This window comes from Rhizobium phaseoli (assembly GCF_003985125.1).
Lineage (GTDB): Bacteria > Pseudomonadota > Alphaproteobacteria > Rhizobiales > Rhizobiaceae > Rhizobium > Rhizobium phaseoli.
In genome coordinates this window covers 119,551-136,541 of record NZ_ML133566.1, presented here as the reverse complement: position 1 = coordinate 136,541, position 16,991 = coordinate 119,551, and the positions used below count along the sequence as shown (strand labels likewise).

Annotated in this window: 19 protein-coding genes and 1 other RNA gene; 10 read left to right on the top strand and 10 right to left on the bottom strand. The window is 62.6% G+C overall.

Annotation, left to right across the window (positions count from 1 at the left end; all coding sequences use genetic code 11):
- The first annotated feature begins 110 nt into the window (after positions 1-110).
- Positions 111-650, top strand: a complete 540-nt coding sequence (locus tag EFD56_RS03780; RefSeq protein ID WP_012482226.1) for an SH3 domain-containing protein — start codon at positions 111-113, stop codon at positions 648-650.
- On the opposite strand, the gene EFD56_RS03775 is transcribed toward EFD56_RS03780, so the two are convergent.
- Entirely contained in the window at positions 643-1,635 is a 993-nt protein-coding gene (locus tag EFD56_RS03775; RefSeq protein ID WP_004672639.1) for an adenosine kinase, read from the bottom strand. The two genes, EFD56_RS03780 and EFD56_RS03775, sit on opposite strands and share 8 nt — an antisense overlap.
- Before the next feature lie 417 nt (positions 1,636-2,052).
- Here EFD56_RS03775 and EFD56_RS03770 point away from each other — a divergent pair, with 417 nt between their 5' ends.
- Positions 2,053-3,000, top strand: a complete 948-nt coding sequence (locus tag EFD56_RS03770) for an AEC family transporter (protein WP_004672640.1) — start codon at positions 2,053-2,055, stop codon at positions 2,998-3,000.
- Positions 3,001-3,067: 67 nt separating this feature from the next.
- Here the strand turns inward: EFD56_RS03770 and EFD56_RS03765 are convergent, their stop codons facing one another.
- Complete coding sequence (locus EFD56_RS03765) at positions 3,068-3,634, bottom strand: c-type cytochrome (protein WP_004672641.1); 567 nt, start codon at positions 3,632-3,634, stop codon at positions 3,068-3,070.
- 153 nt (positions 3,635-3,787) lie between these two features.
- Here EFD56_RS03765 and EFD56_RS03760 point away from each other — a divergent pair, with 153 nt between their 5' ends.
- Both EFD56_RS03760 and EFD56_RS03755 read left to right on the top strand, forming a co-directional pair.
- The gene (locus EFD56_RS03760; RefSeq protein WP_126904693.1) at positions 3,788-4,543 is read left to right on the top strand and encodes a 3-deoxy-manno-octulosonate cytidylyltransferase; all 756 of its coding nucleotides are present in this window, start codon (positions 3,788-3,790) and stop codon (positions 4,541-4,543) included.
- A gap of 123 nt (positions 4,544-4,666) precedes the next feature.
- On the top strand, positions 4,667-5,521 hold the full coding sequence (locus EFD56_RS03755; RefSeq protein ID WP_004672645.1) for a prephenate dehydratase: 855 nt from the start codon (positions 4,667-4,669) through the stop codon (positions 5,519-5,521).
- A gap of 71 nt (positions 5,522-5,592) precedes the next feature.
- On the opposite strand, the gene EFD56_RS03750 is transcribed toward EFD56_RS03755, so the two are convergent.
- From EFD56_RS03750 to EFD56_RS03730, 5 genes are all read right to left on the bottom strand, one after another.
- A complete protein-coding gene (locus EFD56_RS03750) occupies positions 5,593-5,961 on the bottom strand; it encodes a VOC family protein (protein WP_064833381.1) in 369 nt (122 codons plus the stop codon).
- A 125-nt stretch (positions 5,962-6,086) separates the two neighbouring features.
- Positions 6,087-6,347, bottom strand: a complete 261-nt coding sequence (locus EFD56_RS03745; protein ID WP_012482223.1) for a hypothetical protein — start codon at positions 6,345-6,347, stop codon at positions 6,087-6,089.
- A 72-nt stretch (positions 6,348-6,419) separates the two neighbouring features.
- Positions 6,420-7,115 (bottom strand): helix-turn-helix transcriptional regulator, encoded by a 696-nt coding sequence (locus EFD56_RS03740; protein WP_012482222.1) that lies wholly within the window; start codon positions 7,113-7,115, stop codon positions 6,420-6,422.
- Between the two features lie 4 nt (positions 7,116-7,119).
- On the bottom strand, positions 7,120-8,079 hold the full coding sequence (nudC, locus tag EFD56_RS03735) for an NAD(+) diphosphatase (RefSeq protein ID WP_016735146.1): 960 nt from the start codon (positions 8,077-8,079) through the stop codon (positions 7,120-7,122).
- A complete protein-coding gene (locus tag EFD56_RS03730) occupies positions 8,076-8,486 on the bottom strand; it encodes an HIT domain-containing protein (RefSeq protein WP_029531686.1) in 411 nt (136 codons plus the stop codon). The genes nudC and EFD56_RS03730 overlap by 4 nt, the downstream gene beginning before the upstream one ends.
- A gap of 355 nt (positions 8,487-8,841) precedes the next feature.
- Here EFD56_RS03730 and ffs point away from each other — a divergent pair.
- The 3 genes from ffs (at position 8,842) to EFD56_RS03705 (ending at position 11,199) form a co-directional block, all read left to right on the top strand.
- Positions 8,842-8,938, top strand: an RNA gene (gene ffs / locus EFD56_RS03715) — signal recognition particle sRNA small type.
- Positions 8,939-8,983: 45 nt separating this feature from the next.
- A complete protein-coding gene (locus EFD56_RS03710) occupies positions 8,984-10,855 on the top strand; it encodes a DNA polymerase III subunit gamma/tau (RefSeq protein ID WP_126904691.1) in 1,872 nt (623 codons plus the stop codon).
- 20 nt (positions 10,856-10,875) lie between these two features.
- Positions 10,876-11,199, top strand: coding sequence for a YbaB/EbfC family nucleoid-associated protein (locus EFD56_RS03705; protein ID WP_004676719.1), 324 nt, complete (start codon positions 10,876-10,878; stop codon positions 11,197-11,199).
- A 63-nt stretch (positions 11,200-11,262) separates the two neighbouring features.
- Here the strand turns inward: EFD56_RS03705 and EFD56_RS03700 are convergent, their stop codons facing one another.
- The gene (locus EFD56_RS03700; RefSeq protein ID WP_004676721.1) at positions 11,263-11,880 is read right to left on the bottom strand and encodes an MOSC domain-containing protein; all 618 of its coding nucleotides are present in this window, start codon (positions 11,878-11,880) and stop codon (positions 11,263-11,265) included.
- 56 nt (positions 11,881-11,936) lie between these two features.
- On the opposite strand from EFD56_RS03700, the gene recR reads away from it, so the two are divergent.
- Both recR and EFD56_RS03685 read left to right on the top strand, forming a co-directional pair.
- On the top strand, positions 11,937-12,542 hold the full coding sequence (gene recR, locus EFD56_RS03695) for a recombination mediator RecR (RefSeq protein WP_004676724.1): 606 nt from the start codon (positions 11,937-11,939) through the stop codon (positions 12,540-12,542).
- 185 nt (positions 12,543-12,727) lie between these two features.
- The gene (locus tag EFD56_RS03685; protein ID WP_126904690.1) at positions 12,728-13,999 is read left to right on the top strand and encodes a lytic murein transglycosylase; all 1,272 of its coding nucleotides are present in this window, start codon (positions 12,728-12,730) and stop codon (positions 13,997-13,999) included.
- A gap of 4 nt (positions 14,000-14,003) precedes the next feature.
- Here the strand turns inward: EFD56_RS03685 and EFD56_RS03680 are convergent, their stop codons facing one another.
- Positions 14,004-14,459, bottom strand: a complete 456-nt coding sequence (locus tag EFD56_RS03680) for a GNAT family N-acetyltransferase (RefSeq protein WP_010003590.1) — start codon at positions 14,457-14,459, stop codon at positions 14,004-14,006.
- Positions 14,460-14,471: 12 nt separating this feature from the next.
- Positions 14,472-16,103 (bottom strand): MFS transporter, encoded by a 1,632-nt coding sequence (locus EFD56_RS03675; protein ID WP_126904689.1) that lies wholly within the window; start codon positions 16,101-16,103, stop codon positions 14,472-14,474.
- A gap of 233 nt (positions 16,104-16,336) precedes the next feature.
- Here EFD56_RS03675 and rimP point away from each other — a divergent pair, with 233 nt between their 5' ends.
- Positions 16,337-16,942: a ribosome maturation factor RimP gene (rimP, locus tag EFD56_RS03670; protein WP_004673394.1), complete on the top strand. Its 606-nt coding sequence runs from the start codon at positions 16,337-16,339 to the stop codon at positions 16,940-16,942.
- The last annotated feature ends 49 nt before the right edge of the window (positions 16,943-16,991 follow it).

Here is a 16,991-nt window from a genome sequence, read left to right as displayed (position 1 = left end):
ACCAGACCCGCACGCGAAGACAAACAAAACTCGTGGTGCAGCCGGGGAATGTCAGTGCCCGGACAGCGAGCAGCCCGATCTGCCGCCGATTCGAGCAAACGGAAGCTTCCATGCGCAGCAAAGTCCTGAAGTCCTGCCTCGCCGTCGCGATCGCTCTGGCCACATCGCTCGGCCCCATCGAATTTGCCCATGCGCAGGCCGCCAAGGGACCGAGCGGCCTGCCATTACCGCGCTTCGTCACGCTGAAATCCAAGCGCGTCAATCTTCGCATCGGCCCTGGAACGGATTACGCAGTTTCATGGATGTATCTGAAATCCGGCCTGCCGGTCGAGATCATCCAGGAATACGACAACTGGCGCCGCATCCGTGATGCCGACGGCACCGAAGGCTGGGTCAACCAGTCGCTGCTCTCCGGCCAGCGTGCGGCGATCGCCGCACCCTGGATGAAGACGAAGGGCAAGGGCGTCTTCGTCAATCTGCGTCGCGAGGCGCAGCCCTCCGCCTCCATCATCGCCAAGCTGGAACCCGGCGTGATGCTGACGATCGGCGAATGCAATGGCGATTGGTGCCGCGCCGAAGCCGACGGCGCCACCGGCTGGGTGGCGCAATCGGAAATCTGGGGCGCCTATCCCGGCGAAGCCTTCAAATAAGCCCTGCGTGCTTGGCGGCCTCAGAGAGCGAGGTCATCGGGCGCGGGCCGATCTGCTGGATAACGATGCCGGCAGCGAGGCAGCCGAGCTTGCCGCAATCTTCCAGCGACCGTCCCTGCGTATAGCCGTAGAGGAAGCCGGAGGCGAAGAGGTCTCCGGCGCCCGTCGTGTCCACAACTTCCCTGATCCGGATCGCGTCGACGTAATAACGCTCCTGGCCCTTCAGGATGACGGCGCCATTCTCACTCATCGTCACGGCAGCGATCTTACAGTCCGCGGCAATCTTGTTCAGCGCCTCCTCGAAGTCTTCGGTCTGGTAAAGCGCCAGCGCTTCCTGGCGATTGGCGAAGACGATGTCGACCGTGCCCGAGCGCATCAGATCGAGGAATTCGCCGCGATAACGGTCGACGCAGAAACTGTCGGAGAGCGTCATCGACATTTCGCGGCCGTTTTCATGGGCGATGCGGGCGCAGTCGCGAATGGCCTCCTTGGCGCGCGGAGGATCCCAGAGATAACCTTCGAAATAGGTGACCTTGGCGTCGGCAACGACATCGGCCTCGACGTCCTCAGGACCGAGTTCGACGCACGCGCCGAGATAGGTATTCATCGACCGCTCGCCGTCCTCGGTGACGAAGATCATCGACCGCGCCGTCGGCGGGAAGGTGCCCTTGGGACGGGTCTGGTAGTGGACGCCCTGGGCGCGAATGTCGTGGGTGAAAATGTCGCCGAGCTGATCTGAGGCGACATTGCCGAAATAGGCAGCCTTGCCGCCGAGGTTCGCAACGCCGGCCGCCGTATTGCCGGCGCTGCCGCCGGAGGCTTCAAGGGCAGGTCCCATGCGCGAATACAGAAGTTCGGCGCGTTCGGCATCGATGAGGTTCATCGCCGCCTTGGTGATCTTGTTATCAATGAGGAACTGGTCGTCGCAGCGAGCAATGATATCCACGATCGCGTTGCCGACTGTCAGAACATCGAATCTAGTCATGAAATGGGAGGTCCCGGATTTGTGATATCAGGGTTCGGTCTTAGCGAAATTTCCGCCGTTTGGAAGGATAAATGGTGAAGGCGTCCCTATTCTTCGCAAAAGTGCCGCTTATTCGTCATGTCCCTGTCATTTTGGAAACCTACAAATGCTCGCAGGAAGACCGGCATGAGCAGCTTTCAGTTGCAGCCGGGCGACGGGGGATGATCCCTTCGATCTTACCGGCGCGGTGCTGACCACGGATGAACTGGCAGCCTCGCGATCCGGAGATCCGGCAAGGCCGGAGCGGAAAAGCGGGCCATGCCCGCTTTTTTTGCGTGCGCATGCACTCCATCTGCGGCGGGATGCCGATTGCGTTTTCAACGCCAGCCTTTTGCTGCTAGACCTCGGACCTCCCTCCCCCGCAGAGCATCCTCCCTCATGTCAGCCATCATTCTCGACGTCCTTCCCATCTTCATCCTGATCCTCATCGGCTGGGTAATCGTTCGCAGCGGCCTGATGGCATCAAATGTCGGCGACGCGCTCAGCGAATTCGTCTTCAAGATCGCCGTGCCGCTGCTGCTCTTCCGCACCATCGCCGAGGCGGATTTCCATGGCGCCTCGCCCTTCCGGCTCTGGATCGTCTATTTCTCCGGCGTCGCCATCACCTGGACGGCCGGCCATATCGCCGCCACGCGCCTCTTTCACCGCGACGAACGGATCGGGGTGCTGGCCGGCGTTTCCTCGGCCTTCGCCAACAATGTCTTCATCGGATTGCCGCTCGTCCAGCGGACCGTCGGCGACGAAGGGCTGGTGGCGTTGTCGATCCTGCTTGCCGTGCATTTGCCGGTGATGATGGTCGCCGGCACGGTGTTGATGGAGCACGCGGAACGAAAGATCGCCGGCAAAAGCGACCGCAGCATGGTCTTCGTGCTGCGCCAGATCGCCATCAACCTCATCCGCAATCCGCTGGTGATCGGCCTTGCGGCCGGCATGGCCGTGCATCTTTCCGGCCTCACCATGCCGGCTGCGGTTGCATCGGTCGTCGGCCAGATCGCCGGCATAGCCGGCCCGGCGGCGCTGATCTCGCTCGGCATGGCGCTGGAGAGATACGGCGTCTCCGGCAATCTCGGCATTGCCAGCGTGACCTCCAGCCTCAAGCTGCTGCTGCTGCCCGGCTGCGTCTGGACAGCGAGCCGTCTCCTCGGTCTCAGCCCCGAATGGACGGCGGCGATCGTGCTAACCTCCTCGGTGCCGACAGGCGTCAATGCCTGGCTGATCGCCAATCGTTTCGGCGTGGGCCACAGCCTCGCCGCCTCGACAATCTCGGTGACGACGGCGCTCGGCGCCATCACCGTTTCGCTCTGGGCTTATTTTCTCGGCGCCTGATCTTGCGCCGTGAACAACAAAAGCCCGGCTTGCGGCCGGGCTTCGATTGTCATGCGATGGCGTCGCCTTACTGCGTTGCGGTTTTCGGATCCGGCAGCGGCACCGGCGAATCGGCGAGCGTGTGCAGATAGAGGATGACGTTGGCGCGGTCCTGATCCTTCGCCAGACCTGCAAAGCCCATTGCGGTGCCGGGAACGTCCTTCTTCGGCGCCGTCAGGAACTTGTTGAGGGCCTCGAAGGTCCATTTTTCAGAACTGCCCTTGGAAAAATCCTTCATCGCAGAGGAATAGGCAAAGCCTTCATGCGAGGCGATCGGGCGATCTACGACACCAAAGAGGTTAGGACCGACCTTGTTCGGTCCCCCTTTGGTGCCGTCATGACAGGCCTGACACTTCTTGAAGACCGCTTCACCGGCCTTGGCATCTGCAGAGGCGAGCAATTGCGCGATCGGAACGGCAGCAGCGGCAGGCGCGGCTTCACCGCCGGCGGCGGGCGCCTCTTCGGCAACGATCGCGAAACCTTCCTTTTCCGGCGCTTCGGAATGGAAGATCCCCTCGGACGCGATGGAGACCGACATCAGAACGAAAATCGTTCCGAGCAGCGCCCCCACGGCCGTATTGACGTATGAATTCATCTGCAATGCTCCCCTTGCAGCCGGCAGACCAGAACCGGACCATCTTGAAATCGCGCGGAACCTATGTCTTTTGACTGATCGTTGCAACTGTCTAAATGGTCTTATGCGTGAGACTTTTTGACACTTTTCAGCCCGGAATAGAAGGCCCGAACAATGAGTGATTCAAATTTGGACGAGGTGCTCGTCTTGATCCCGGCGCGCATGGCCTCCACCCGGCTTCCGGGCAAGCCGCTCGCCGATATTTGCGGACTGCCGATGATCGTGCAGGTGGCGATGCGCGCCAAAGAGGCAGCCATCGGCCGCGTGGTCGTCGCCGTCGACGACCAACAGGTGTTCGATGCCGTTTCCGCCGCCGGCTTCGATGTCGTCATGACCAGCAGCGATCACCAATCGGGTTCCGACCGGATCTTCGAAGCGCTGACGAAAGTCGATCCCGACGGCAAGGCGAAATTCATCGTCAACGTTCAGGGCGACCTGCCGACGATCGATCCGCAAACCGTGCGCGCGGCGCTGCGCCCGCTCGAGAACGAGGCGGTCGATATCGGCACGCTGACGACCGAAATTGATGATGAGGACGACAAGAGCGCGCCGCATATCGTCAAGATCGTCGGTTCGCCGGTCTCCGACACCCGCCTGCACGCCCTCTACTTCACCCGCGCGACAGCACCCCACGGCAAGGGGCCGCTCTATCACCATATCGGCCTTTATGCCTATCGGCGTGCGGCGCTGGAGCGATTCGTCTCGCTCGGCCCATCGACGCTCGAAAGGCGCGAATCGCTCGAGCAGCTGCGGGCGCTGGAGGCCGGCATGCGCATCGACGTGGAGATCGTTGACACGGTTCCACTCGGTGTCGATACTCCCGCCGACCTTGAGAAAGCGCGGCGCATCCTCTCCGCCAGAACAGGATGATTTTAGGCTCGGTTGGCCTAAAATCTGAATCCTGTTCTCAATTAAAGAGTTAGAGCATGATGTCGTCCGAAAACCGCTCACACTTTTCGGCATCATGCTCCAAGTCGAACTGACGGAACCATCATGAACATCAAGACCAACAGGATCGCCTTCCAGGGCGAGTTCGGCGCCAATTCCGACATGGCTAGCCGCGACATGTTTCCGACCATGGAGCCGCTGCCCTGCCAGACGTTCGAGGATGCGTTCACCGCCGTCGACAACGGCGACGCCGATATCGCCATGATCCCGATCGAAAACACGATCGCCGGGCGCGTTGCCGATATCCATCACCTGCTGCCGGAATCGCGGCTGCACATCATCGGCGAATATTTCATGCCGATCCGCTTTCAGCTGATGGTGCTGCCCGGGGTCACCAAGGACGAGATCCGCACGGTGCACAGCCATATCCACGCGCTCGGCCAGTGCCGCAAGATCGTTCGCGCCCATGGCTGGAAGCCTGTCATCGCCGGTGATACGGCAGGCGCGGCAAAGCTCGTCAAGGAAACCGGCGACCGCTCGATGGCCGCGTTGGCGCCGCGCCTTGCCGCCGATCTCTACGGGCTCGAGATCGTCGCCGAAAATGTCGAGGATACGGAAAACAACGTCACCCGCTTCGTCGTGCTCTCGCGTGACGAGGAATGGGCGCAGCGCAATTCGGCGGAAGAAAAGGTCGTCACCACCTTCGTTTTCAACGTCCGCAACATTCCGGCGGCGCTCTACAAGGCGCTCGGCGGTTTTGCCACCAACAACATCAACATGACGAAGCTGGAAAGCTACCAGCTCGGCGGAAAATTCGTGGCGACACAGTTCTACGCCGATATCGAAGGCCATCCGAACGATCCGAACGTTCGCCGGGCATTGGAAGAACTGCGGTTCTTCTCCGAGAAGGTGCGCATCCTCGGCGTTTACAAGGGGCATGCGATGCGAGGCCTGCTTTAGGTCTTGTTTTATGCATGTCGCCGGAAGGCGCGGCTTCCGGCGACATGCAGGAGACAGAGCTCGCAGGGCGATTATTTATCCGGCTCACAAACCCGCAACCGGTGGCCATCCGGATCAAGCACGACGAAGGTCGTGCCGAAATCGAGCTCGGTCAATTCCTGGGCGATCGGCAGTCCGCGCTGGCGCCAGTCCTCGTATTGCTTGGCAACGGCGTTTTCGCCCGCCACCATGAAGGCCACTTCGCCGCGGTTGCCGATGGCGGAGGGTTGCGGCTCGACCTTGCTGCGCCGCCAGAGGCCGAGGGTGAAGCCGCCGTCGAGCGGAAAGGCGACGAAATTCGGCGCCTCCACAGCCGGTTCGCGGTTCAGCAGGCTGCGATAGAAGCCGGCGCTCTCGCCAGGATCCTTGACGTAAAGGATAATCAGATTGGGGCTGGTCATTGCGGTTCTCCCTTTGATGTAACGGCTGAATGAACGCCTGCTGCCGATTTCTGTCAGCAGGATACAGCGGGCGTTGCCGAAGCAACGCCCGGCCTTGTCGGGCGGAATGTCGATGATGAAACGGATTAACGCGGGAAGCGGTCTTCGTGGCGCGGGTTGCGCCCGTCGATGAAACCGAGGTCGCGCTTCAGGTGATCGGGTGTCGCTTCGACGTCGAGTTTGGGGCGGCTTCCGCCGCCGGCGCGGAAGAGGCCGATGGCGAACTGCAGCAGACCGAAGCGGGCCGAGTGCCGGGCATCGGCGAAGGTTTCGGCCGAAATAATGTCGGCAAAGCTATTGGTGGCGAAGCGGTCGCCGGCCTGCTGAATGGCTGGAGGCGTTACCATGATCAGTACTCCTTCCCTATTGGATTGAGACCGATCATAACGCCAACTGCTGACAGTTTCTGGCAGCAGCGATCAGCTCTCGATCGGCACGTCCTGCGTCTCGCGCCACTCCTTGAGAAGCACCGTGCGGCGGCGCGGATAACGCACCTCATGCAAGGCCATGTCGATGATGCGGTCGGTGCGGAAATGGCGGAAATCCTGACGCAATTCGCACCAGGCCATCAGCACGCGCACATGCTCGAAATAACCGAGCGCGAAGGGCCAGACGCGGCGACGCGAGATGCGGCCCTGCTCGTCGCCATAATGCAGTTCGAGGACCCGCTCCAGGCGGATCGCCTTGCGGATGGCCGAGACATCGGCCTTGTCTTCGTCCCGGCGTTTCGGGCCGACGAAAAGGGCGGCCGAATCGATCATCTCGCGCATATCGGCGGGCAGCACGGCGGCTATCTTGGCGAGCGCATCGGCGCCGGCGCCGGCCAGGCGCGGCTCGGCGGCGCGGGCCACCCAGCGCGAGCCGAGCACCAGTGCCTCGAGTTCCTCTTCCGAAAACATCATCGGCGGCAGCATGAAGCCGGGCTTCAGCACATAGCCGATGCCGGCTTCGCCTTCGATCATCGCGCCCTGGGCTTGCAGACTGGCGATGTCGCGATAGAGCGTGCGCAGGCTGACACCAGTCTCTCGAGCAAGCACGGTGCCGGTCACCGGCCGCCGATAACGCCGAAGCGTCTGGAGCAGCGTCAGCAGCCGTTCCGAGCGGGCGACCGGCATGGCGCTAGCGCTTCCACTCCACCCAGTCGCGCATCAGGCGGTGGGCGATCGCGCCCTTCGGCGGCGATGCCTTGCCGTTGGCGCCGGGGCGCTCCAGCATTTCGAGCGTCTCCTCGCGGGTGAACCAGCGGCAATCCTCGAGCTCCGTCTCGTCGCGGTTGATGTCGGTGGATTTCGCCTCGGCGTAACAGCCGATCATCAGCGAATGCGGCATCGGCCAGGGCTGCGAGGCGTGGTAGCGGATGCGGCCGGTACGGACGCCCGACTCTTCCAGCGTTTCTCGGCGCACGGCGTTCTCGATCGTCTCACCCGGCTCGACGAAGCCGGCAAGACAGGAATACATGCCCGGCGCAAAATGCGGACTGCGGCCGAGCAGGCAGAGGTCGCGGCTCTCGTCGATCGTCAGCATGATGACGACCGGGTCGGTGCGGGGAAAGATCATGTGCTCGCAGGCGGCGCAGACACGCTTGTAACCGCCGATATGGATTTCCATAGCCGCGCCGCAGCGGCCGCAGAAGCGGTTATCGCCGTTCCAGCGAATGAGGCTTGCCGCCTGGGCGAATTCGCCGAGCAACACCTCATCGATCAGCATTTCGCGAAACAGCGTGCGGCCGTCGGCAGGCTTGTACTGGCTGGCAAGGTCATCGACGTCGATGCCGACCGGCACGGCAAGGCGCGGTTCGCCCGACTTGCGGTAGCCGAGAAGCACCGTCTCGTCCCAGTTCGGCCGAAGCTCCTGTAGTTCGTAGCGGGCAAAAAGCGGATCGAGCACCTGGCCATCATGCTTCAGCACCAGCTTGTCGTTGGCGAAGGCGAAAATATGCGTGCCTTCCCTCGCCAGCGCCTTTTCGACGGAATGTTCATCGCGATGTTCGGAATCGCGATTGAGGTCGTTGCCGGCAAAGGCCGTGAGATTGCTGGGTTCCGGATGCGGCACATCCGAATCAAAAAGCGAATGGCTCATGATGAAAGGGCTTCCCGCAGCTTCGCTGTCAATTCGTCTCTCTTTTCGTCCTCGTAGGACTCTGCCTGCCCGAAGCCCCAGACGGGACCCGGCCAGTTGGCATCGCCTTCGAAGCGGGCAATGACATGAACATGAAGCTGGCGGACGATGTTGCCAAGAGCCCCGACATTGATTTTTGTCGCGCCGGTGATCTCCTTCAAGGCCTTGGCGACCATCTCCGTCTCGAAAGTGAGCAGCACCTGGTCGAGCGGCGTCAGCTCGAAAATTTCGGTAATTCCCGTCCGGCGCGGCACGAGAATGAGCCAGGGCCACCTGGCATCCCTCGACAATCTCAGATCACAGAGGCCGGTGACCATGACGCTGATGCTGTCTTTCTCCAGCCGGGGGTCGAGCGTAAAGCCGTTCAAGGGACATTCCTCCTGTCTTTTCCAACGACTAGAGCCTTTCCTGGTTAGATTGAACCATTCTGTTGGCTCAAACGGAGTCGGATGGTCGACCGGCCGGCGCGCGTCGTAGCAAAGCTCTACGGCCAAGCCGGCCGGTCGATCAGCCGGCTCAGCCAACCCGAAGGGCCGGGCATCTTTCCGCCAGGATCAGAGGCGATCGGCTCGGACGTACCTGGGGGTATGCCCGTCGCCAATCGCCTCTGCCCTGACGAAAACCTGCTCCGGCAGAATGCTTCAATCTAACCAGGAAAGGCTCTAGCAGTTTTTTATGATGTTGGCTTGCTTTTGATGACGATATTGCCGATATGTGCATCCGGGAGGTTGGTGGTGGACGAGCCACTCGCCAACCGGGTCAGGTCCGGAAGGAAGCAGCCCTAACGAGCCCGGCACGGGTCATCGTGCCAGCCTCCCACCTTCTCTTTACGAAGTGCCCGGCAATCCGGGCGACAAGCAGGGCGATGAGCGACACCGAGCGACAATCAAAAGATGCCGCCTCGACGGGCACCGGATACCGGGTACTGGCTCGCAAATACCGCCCCAAGGATTTCACGGACCTGATGGTCGGCCAGGAGCCGATGGTCCGCACCCTGACCAACGCCTTCGAGACCGGCCGCATCGCCCAAGCCTATATGCTGACCGGCGTGCGTGGCGTCGGCAAGACGACGACGGCGCGCATCCTGGCGCGGGCGCTGAATTACAAGACAGCTGATGTCGACAAGCCGACGATCGACCTTCGCGCCCCCGGCGAGCATTGCCAGGCGATTATGGAAGGCCGGCATGTCGACGTGATCGAGATGGACGCCGCCTCCCATACCGGCATCGACGATATAAGAGAGATCATCGAGCAGGTGCGCTACCGACCGGTTTCGGCGCGCTACAAGGTCTATATCATCGACGAAGTGCACATGCTGTCGACGCAGGCCTTCAACGGGTTGTTGAAGACCCTGGAAGAGCCGCCGGAACATGTGAAATTCATCTTCGCCACCACCGAAATCCGCAAGGTGCCGATCACCGTGCTGTCGCGCTGCCAGCGCTTCGACCTGCGCCGCATCAGCGCGTCGGATCTCGTCGGGCTGTTTACGACGATCGCGGCCAAGGAAGGCATCGAGGCGGAAGCGGACGCGCTGGCGATGATCGCACGCGCCGCCGAAGGCTCGGCCCGCGACGGCCTGTCACTGCTCGATCAGGCGATCGCCCATGGCGCCGGCGCCGTGCAGGCGGAAGCCGTGCGGGGGATGCTCGGCCTTGCCGACCGCGCCCGCATCGTCGATCTCTTCCAGCATATCGTCAAAGGCGATGTCGCCGGCGCCCTCGCCGAATTCCAGAGCCAATACGAGGCCGGCGCCAATCCTGTTGTGGTGCTGACCGATCTTGCCGATTTCACCCATCTGGTGACGCGGCTGAAATATGTGCCGGATGCGGCAAACGATCCCTCGCTCAGCGAGATCGAGCGCACCAAGGCGGCGGAATTGGCCAAGGGTGTGGCGGTGACGACGCTGTCGCGCATCTGGCAGATGCTGCTGAAGGGCATTCCGGAAACCGAAGGCTCGTCGCGCACGGCAGGGGCGGCCGAAATGGTGCTGATCCGGCTGGCGCATGCCGCACATCTGCCGGCGCCCGAGGATGCGGCGCGGCGGCTTGCCGAATTTTCCGGCGACAATGCCGGCTCGCGCCCCGCCTCCCCGCCTTCCGGCGGCGGTGGCGGCAACGGAACACGGGTTCCCTATCAGAGCAGCGTCGCGGCGCGTGCGCCCGAGCCGACACCGCGGCCGCAGCCCTCAGGGCCGACCGCGATGCTGCGCGCCGTGCCCAATCTGGAACCGCAGACAATCGGCCGCGTCGAGACGAAGCCGGCTGAAGCGCCGAAGCCGCTGGTGCCGGTCAATACGATCGGCGATATCGTCGACCTCGCCGCCGAAAAGCGGGACGTCAAGCTGAAGGCGCTGGTGCGCAACTTCGTGCGGCCCGTCCGCATCGAGCCCGGCCGGCTGGACGTGAACCTCACCGAGGGCGCGCCAGGCACGCTGCTGAACGAGCTTGCCGTCAAACTCAAGGAATGGACAGGCATCCACTGGATCGTCAGCACCAGCCGCGAAGAAGGCGGGCCGACGATGGTGGAGGCGGAAGCCAAGGCGCAGCAACAGCGCGTCAGCGATGCCCGCCAGGACCCCGATGTCGCGGCGATCCTTGCGCAGTTTCCCGGTGCCAAGATCATCGACGTGCGCGTCAGGGCGCCGACCCCGGAGGAGGAAGCGGAAGAGGCGACACCGCCCGCCGCCGCCGAATCCGAAGACGGTGATATCCTGCCGGGCGACGACATAGAATTCTGATTTCAACAAGGAGCGAGACGATGCGCGACATCATGGGCATGATGGGCAAAGTCAAGGAAATGCAGGCCAAGATGGAGCAGATGCAGGCGGAGATCGCCGAGCTCACCGCCGAAGGCAAGGCGGGCGGCGGCCTCGTCACTGTCGTCATCTCCGGCAAGGGCGAGCTGAAGAGCCTGAAGATCGATCCGTCGCTGTTCAAGGAGGACGACGTCGAGATCCTCGAGGACCTGATCGTCGCCGCCCACAAGGACGCCAAGGACAAGGCCGAGGCGCTGGCCGCCGAAAAAACCAAGGCGCTAACCGCCGGCCTGCCGATCCCGCCCGGCTTCAAGCTGCCGTTCTGATCGCAGGCAGTTAGACTCGCTTTCACCGGAATCGCGCTGGCTGTGGACAGGCGAAATTGGCGCCTACGGCTGCGCTGCCAACATCGCCCGCAGCTTGTAGTGGATAGGGGCAGCGAGATATCGCGCCCGGTCAACCTGCGAAAGGCGTCGGCCGAACGTTTCCATCAGCTCCGGCATCGTGACCTTTTCTCCGGGAAAGGGTTGGTGCTCCAACGGCGTTCCGACTTCGGCAATGCCGCCGCGGATCACGCGGCAATAGATGCCGGGGCGGGCGGCGGCGGTATAACGCTTGACGAATTTCGGGTCGGCCATTCTGGCGGCGAAGGTGGCGCAGGGGATGCGGCATGCTGTAACTTCGAGGACAAGGTCGCCTGATAGGAAGCGGTCGCCGACAGAAACAACGCGGTTGTCCAGATCCGAGATCACCATGTTTTCGCCGAAAGTGCCGGGCTCGTATGGCCGGCAGAGCTCCCGGCTCCACCAGTCGAGCGTCAGCGACCCCTCGATATAAACCGCTTGATCGACGCCGCCATGGTGCTTGCGATTGCAGATGGCATCGCCGACAAGGCCTTCGGCATCGATCATCACGGCGCCGTTGACGGCATGTTTGAAGATGCCGGTCTTATAGCTCTTACCGGTCAGCTTTTCCGGAGTGCCGGTGCAGAGCGCCAGGATTTTCATGGACGGCCGATCCTTCCGCGATTCCGTTTTCGTTGCATATCAGTTAAGAACGGCGCATGGCAAAACGAGTCACCGGCCCTGAAATCGAAAAACTCATCCAGCTTCTGGCAAAGGTGCCGGGCCTCGGGCCGCGCTCGGCACGCCGGGCGGCGCTGCATCTGATCAAGAAGAAGGACCAGCTGCTGGGACCGCTGTCGAATGCGATGGGCGAGGCCTATGACAAGGTGAAAATCTGCTCGCGCTGCGGCAATGTCGATACCGTCGACCCCTGCACCGTTTGCACCGATGCTCAGCGCGACCAATCCGTCATCATCGTCGTCGAGGATGTCTCGGACCTCTGGGCGCTGGAACGGGCCGGTGCGATGAACGCCGCCTATCACGTTCTCGGCGGCACGTTGTCGCCGCTCGACGGGATCGGGCCCGACGATCTCAATATTCGCGGGCTGATCGACCGGATTGGTGAAGGCGGCATCCGGGAGCTGATCATCGCCGTCAATGCCACCGTCGAAGGACAGACGACCGCGCATTATATCACCGACCAGTTGCAGGGGCTCGACGTGAAGATCACGCGGCTGGCGCATGGCGTGCCCGTCGGCGGCGAACTCGATTATCTCGACGAGGGTACGCTGGCAGCGGCGCTGCGGGCACGGACGGTGATATGAGGGGCCGACATATGCCGCAACGCACCTCCCTCTGCCCTGCCGGACATCTCCCCCTCAAGGGGGGAGATCGGCAAGATGCACCGGCCCCACAAAATCTTGATCGCGAGCCACGCGGCGTCGGTCTGCTGCCGCGTTTGATAGGGGCAACAGGCGGCCCCCAGCCGATCTCCCCCCTTGTGGGGGAGATGTCCGGCAGGACAGAGGGGGGTGCTCCGCGGCGGCTATGGACAATCGCACTTGCCGTCATGGCCGCCCTCCTCCCCCTTGCCGCCCACGCAACCCCTTCGAAGGCCGATGTCGAGGCGCAGTTCGAAAGCTGGGTGCAGAAGGATCTCTGGCCGGAGGCGAAGGCGAACGGCATTTCCGAGAAGAGCTTCAAAGCTGCCTTCTCCGGCGTCACGCTGAACTGGTCCCTTGCCGACCTTGCGCCACCCGGCTTCCCGCCGCCGAAGGAGCAGAAGCAGACGCAGGCGGAATTTTCCTCGCCCGGTCCCTATTTCAACGAGGACCGACTGACGCGGCTTGCCGCAACCGGGCGCGGCTTTGCCGCGCAATACAGCGCGACGCTGAAGCGCATCGAGAAGACCTACGGCGTGCCGGGTTCGATCGTGCTCGCCATCTGGGGCCGGGAAACCGGTTTCGGCGCGGCGAAGATCCCGAATTCGGCAGTCGAGGTCTTGGCGACCAAGGCCTTCATGTCGACGCGCAAGGAGATGTTTCGCACCGAGCTGATGGCGGCGCTGCATATTATCGACGGCGGCGACGTCGCACCCGCCGATTTCAAAGGGTCTTCGGCCGGTGCGCTCGGCCAGCCGCAGTTCATGCCGACCAGCTATCTGAAATATGCGGTGGATTTCGATGGCGACGGCCACCGCAACATCTGGACCTCGGTGCCCGACACGCTCGCCTCGATCGCCAATTTCCTGGTCAAGAAGGGTTGGCAGCGGGATCGCGACTGGGGCTTCGAGGTGTCGATCCCGGAGGCGGTCTCCTGCGCCCAGGAGGGACCGGATCTGGCAAAACCGCTGTCGCACTGGGCCTCGCTCGGCATCGACCGCATCTCCGGCAAGGGTTTTCCCTCTGGCGAGATGAAAGCGCAAAGCATGATGCTGGTTCCGGCCGGCCGCGACGGGCCGGAATTCATCGTCACGCCGAATTTCTACACCATCAAGGAATATAATAATTCCGATCTCTACGCGCTCTATATCGGCAATCTCGCCGACCGGATCGCCTATAATGGCGGCGCCTTTGAGGGCCGATGGGGCGATGTCGGCAAGATGCTGCGCTCGGATGTCGCCGCCATGCAGAAGGCGCTGGAACGGCAGGGCTACGATGTCGGCGGTTCCGACGGCCTGCCGGGCTACAAGACCCGGCGGTCGATCGGCCAGTGGCAGACGAAGAACGGCATGAAGCCGACCTGCTTTCCCGAGGCCACGATGAAGGACAGACTGAAGTAGCCGTTCAGAGACTGCGCTTCAGGCCAACGTGGCTCGCGACGAAACCGAGCTTCTCGTAAAAGCGGATCGAATCCGTCCGCGTCTTGTCCGATGTCAGCTGCACGAGACCGCAGCCGCGCTCGGCGCATTGGACGATCGCCCATTCGATGAACGCGGAGCCGAGGCCGGAGCCGCGCAAATCTCGGGCGATGCGCACGCTTTCGATCTGTCCGCGCCACATGCCGGTTCTCGAAAGGCCGGGAATGAAGCTCAGCTGCAGACAGCCGGCGATCCGATCCGACGCGTCGCTTGCCACGGCCAGCATCTGGTTGGCATCGGCTTCGATGGCGGCGAAGGCCGAGAGGTAACGCGGATCGATCGGATCCGCGACAATCTCCCTGGCGCTGCCGAGATCGTCATCGGCCAAAAGCCGGATGATAGCGGCGAGATCGGCTTGGCGGGCGAGCCTGAAACTGTGCATGCCTCTCCTCAATCAATGATGCAGGTCGATTGGCGCCTGGTGGAAGACGTCGCTATCAGGCGGAATGGCCTGCCGCTCGATCATCCGGTGAACATGCGGCAGGCCTTCGCCGCGGTGAAGCGCACGAAGTCTGTCGATGTTTTCGGCATCGGCCTGGGTGCGCCGCTGGTTGTGTCTGATGTATTCGACCCAGGTCGGCGTATGGTAGCTTTCGGTCCAGAGCCCGGGATTTTCGAGATCGCGCATCAGCGCCCAGTGCCGCGCACCGTCGCGGATGCGGATGCGCCGCCGCTCGCCCATTAGCGCCATGAATTCGGCCAGGTCGTCGTCGGCGATCTCATAATCGACCTGGATAACGATCGGGCCGCTGCGCGGCGTGATGTCAAGGCTGAGCGCCGGCGCCGTGAAGCGATTGAGTGGATCGAGGTTGAGCGAGGCGAAAGCCGGCATCGAAAACCGCAGACCGATCGCAATGCCGACCAGCAAGACGACGGATGACATCAGCAGCGCATCGGCGACGCCGTAGCGGTCGGCGGCCACGCCCCAGAGCCAGCTGCCGCCGGCAATGCCGCCGAAGGTGACGGTCTGGTAGAGCGACAGTGCGCGGCCAACGACCCAGCGCGGCGTCGAAAGCTGCACGATGGTGTTGAAGAGCGACAGTGCCGAGACCCAGCAGGCGCCGGCGACGAGCAGCCCCGCGGAGGTGAGGACGGCGCTCGGACTGACGGCCGCAATGACGGCGCTGAGCGCAAAGCCGGCAAAAGCCAGGCGGATGATCGTCTCGCTGGAAAGCGCCTGGCGAATTCTCGCGCTCAGCACGGCCCCGCCGATCGCCCCGACGCCGAAAGCGCCGAGCATGAAGCCATAGGTCAGTGGCCCGCCGGCCACCAGATCAAGCGCGACAACCGGCAGCAGCGCCAGGATCGAGCTGGCGCCGATGCCAAAGATCAGACCCCTGACCAGAACCTTTTCGAGATTGGGCGACATCGAGACATATCGCAGACCGGCAAAGATGGCGCTGGCGAGCGCCTCGCGCGGCAGGGTCGAGACGGGCGTGTTTGGCCGCCAGCGCGACAGCGCGTAGATCAGCGGAAGGTAACTCAGCGTGTTGACCGCGAAGGCCGCGGCGGCGCCTGCGGCGGCCACGATCGCGCCGCCGATCGCCGGGCCGACGCTGCGGGTGATGTTGAAGCCCATGCTGTTCAGCGTGACGGCGCCCGGCAGGTCGGCGCGCGGCACCATGTCGCCGACCGAGGCCTGCCAGGAAGGATTGTTGAGCGCCGTGCCGCAGCCGATCAGGAAGGTGAAGAACAGCAGCAGCCAGGGCGTGATCCAGCCGAGAAGAACCGTGCCCGTCAGCAACGCCGAGACGATGAGCATCATGGCCTGCGCCGTCAGCATGACGCGACGACGGTCGTAATTGTCGGCGAGCGCCCCCGATATCAGCGAAAACAGCATGATCGGCAGCGCGGTCGAGGTCTGCACCAGCGCGACCATGTCTTCCGAAGCGGTGATCGTCGTCATCATCCAGGCCGCGCCCACCGCCTGGATCAGGCCGCCGAAATTCGAGGAAAGGCTCGCAAACCAGATGGCGCGATAGGTCTCGTGCCGCAAAGGCGCCAATGTCGACGAAGTATACGCCACGATTCCTCCCGCTTTGCCGTTGTGCCCCAAGGCAATATATGCGCAAGACCGACGCTGGCTATAGACGCGGCCGCGCCGCGGCAAGCGAATTGGCTGAGACCTTGCAATTTCGTAAAAACCGGACTATATGCCTCTCAAATTCTTGATCGCTTGATGAAGAGTGGGCCGCAAGGACCCGCTCTTTTTTATTAGCGCGATCGCCCGAACAGCAGAAATTGCGAGGAGCGCACCGCTTGTCGGACATGACAAACGCAGACAACGAACTTGAGCCGCGGCTGATTACCGAAACCGGGCTCGACCAGCGTCTTGCCGATATCATCGAACCCGTTCTCGTCGGCATGGGCTTCCGGCTCATCCGCGTGCGTATGCTGAACCAGAACGGCATGACGATGCAGGTGATGGCCGAGCGCAACGACGGGACGATGACGGTTCAGGACTGCGAAGAAGTCTCGATGGCGATTTCTCCTGTCCTCGATGTGGAAGATCCGATCGATAAAGAGTATCATCTCGAAGTGTCTTCGCCCGGCATCGACCGTCCGATGGTGCGGAAATCCGATTTCGTCCGCTGGCAAGGCCACCTTGTGAAATGCGAGACGTCGATCATGATCGGCAATCGCAAGCGTTTCCGCGGCAAGATCGTCGAAGCGGACGCGGATGGCTTTACGCTTGAGCGCGACCAGATCGCTTATGGGGAAGAGCCGAAAGTCTCCATTCCCTTCACGGCGCTTAGCGATGCGAAGCTCATTCTGACCGACGACCTGATCCGTGATGCCTTGCGCGCCGACAAGCTGGCGAAAGCGCAGGCCGCCAATCAGAACGAAGCGGACGAGCAGGAATAACCGATTAACAGACCGCTCCCAGGGACGGGAACCCCGGAGCAAGGACGGA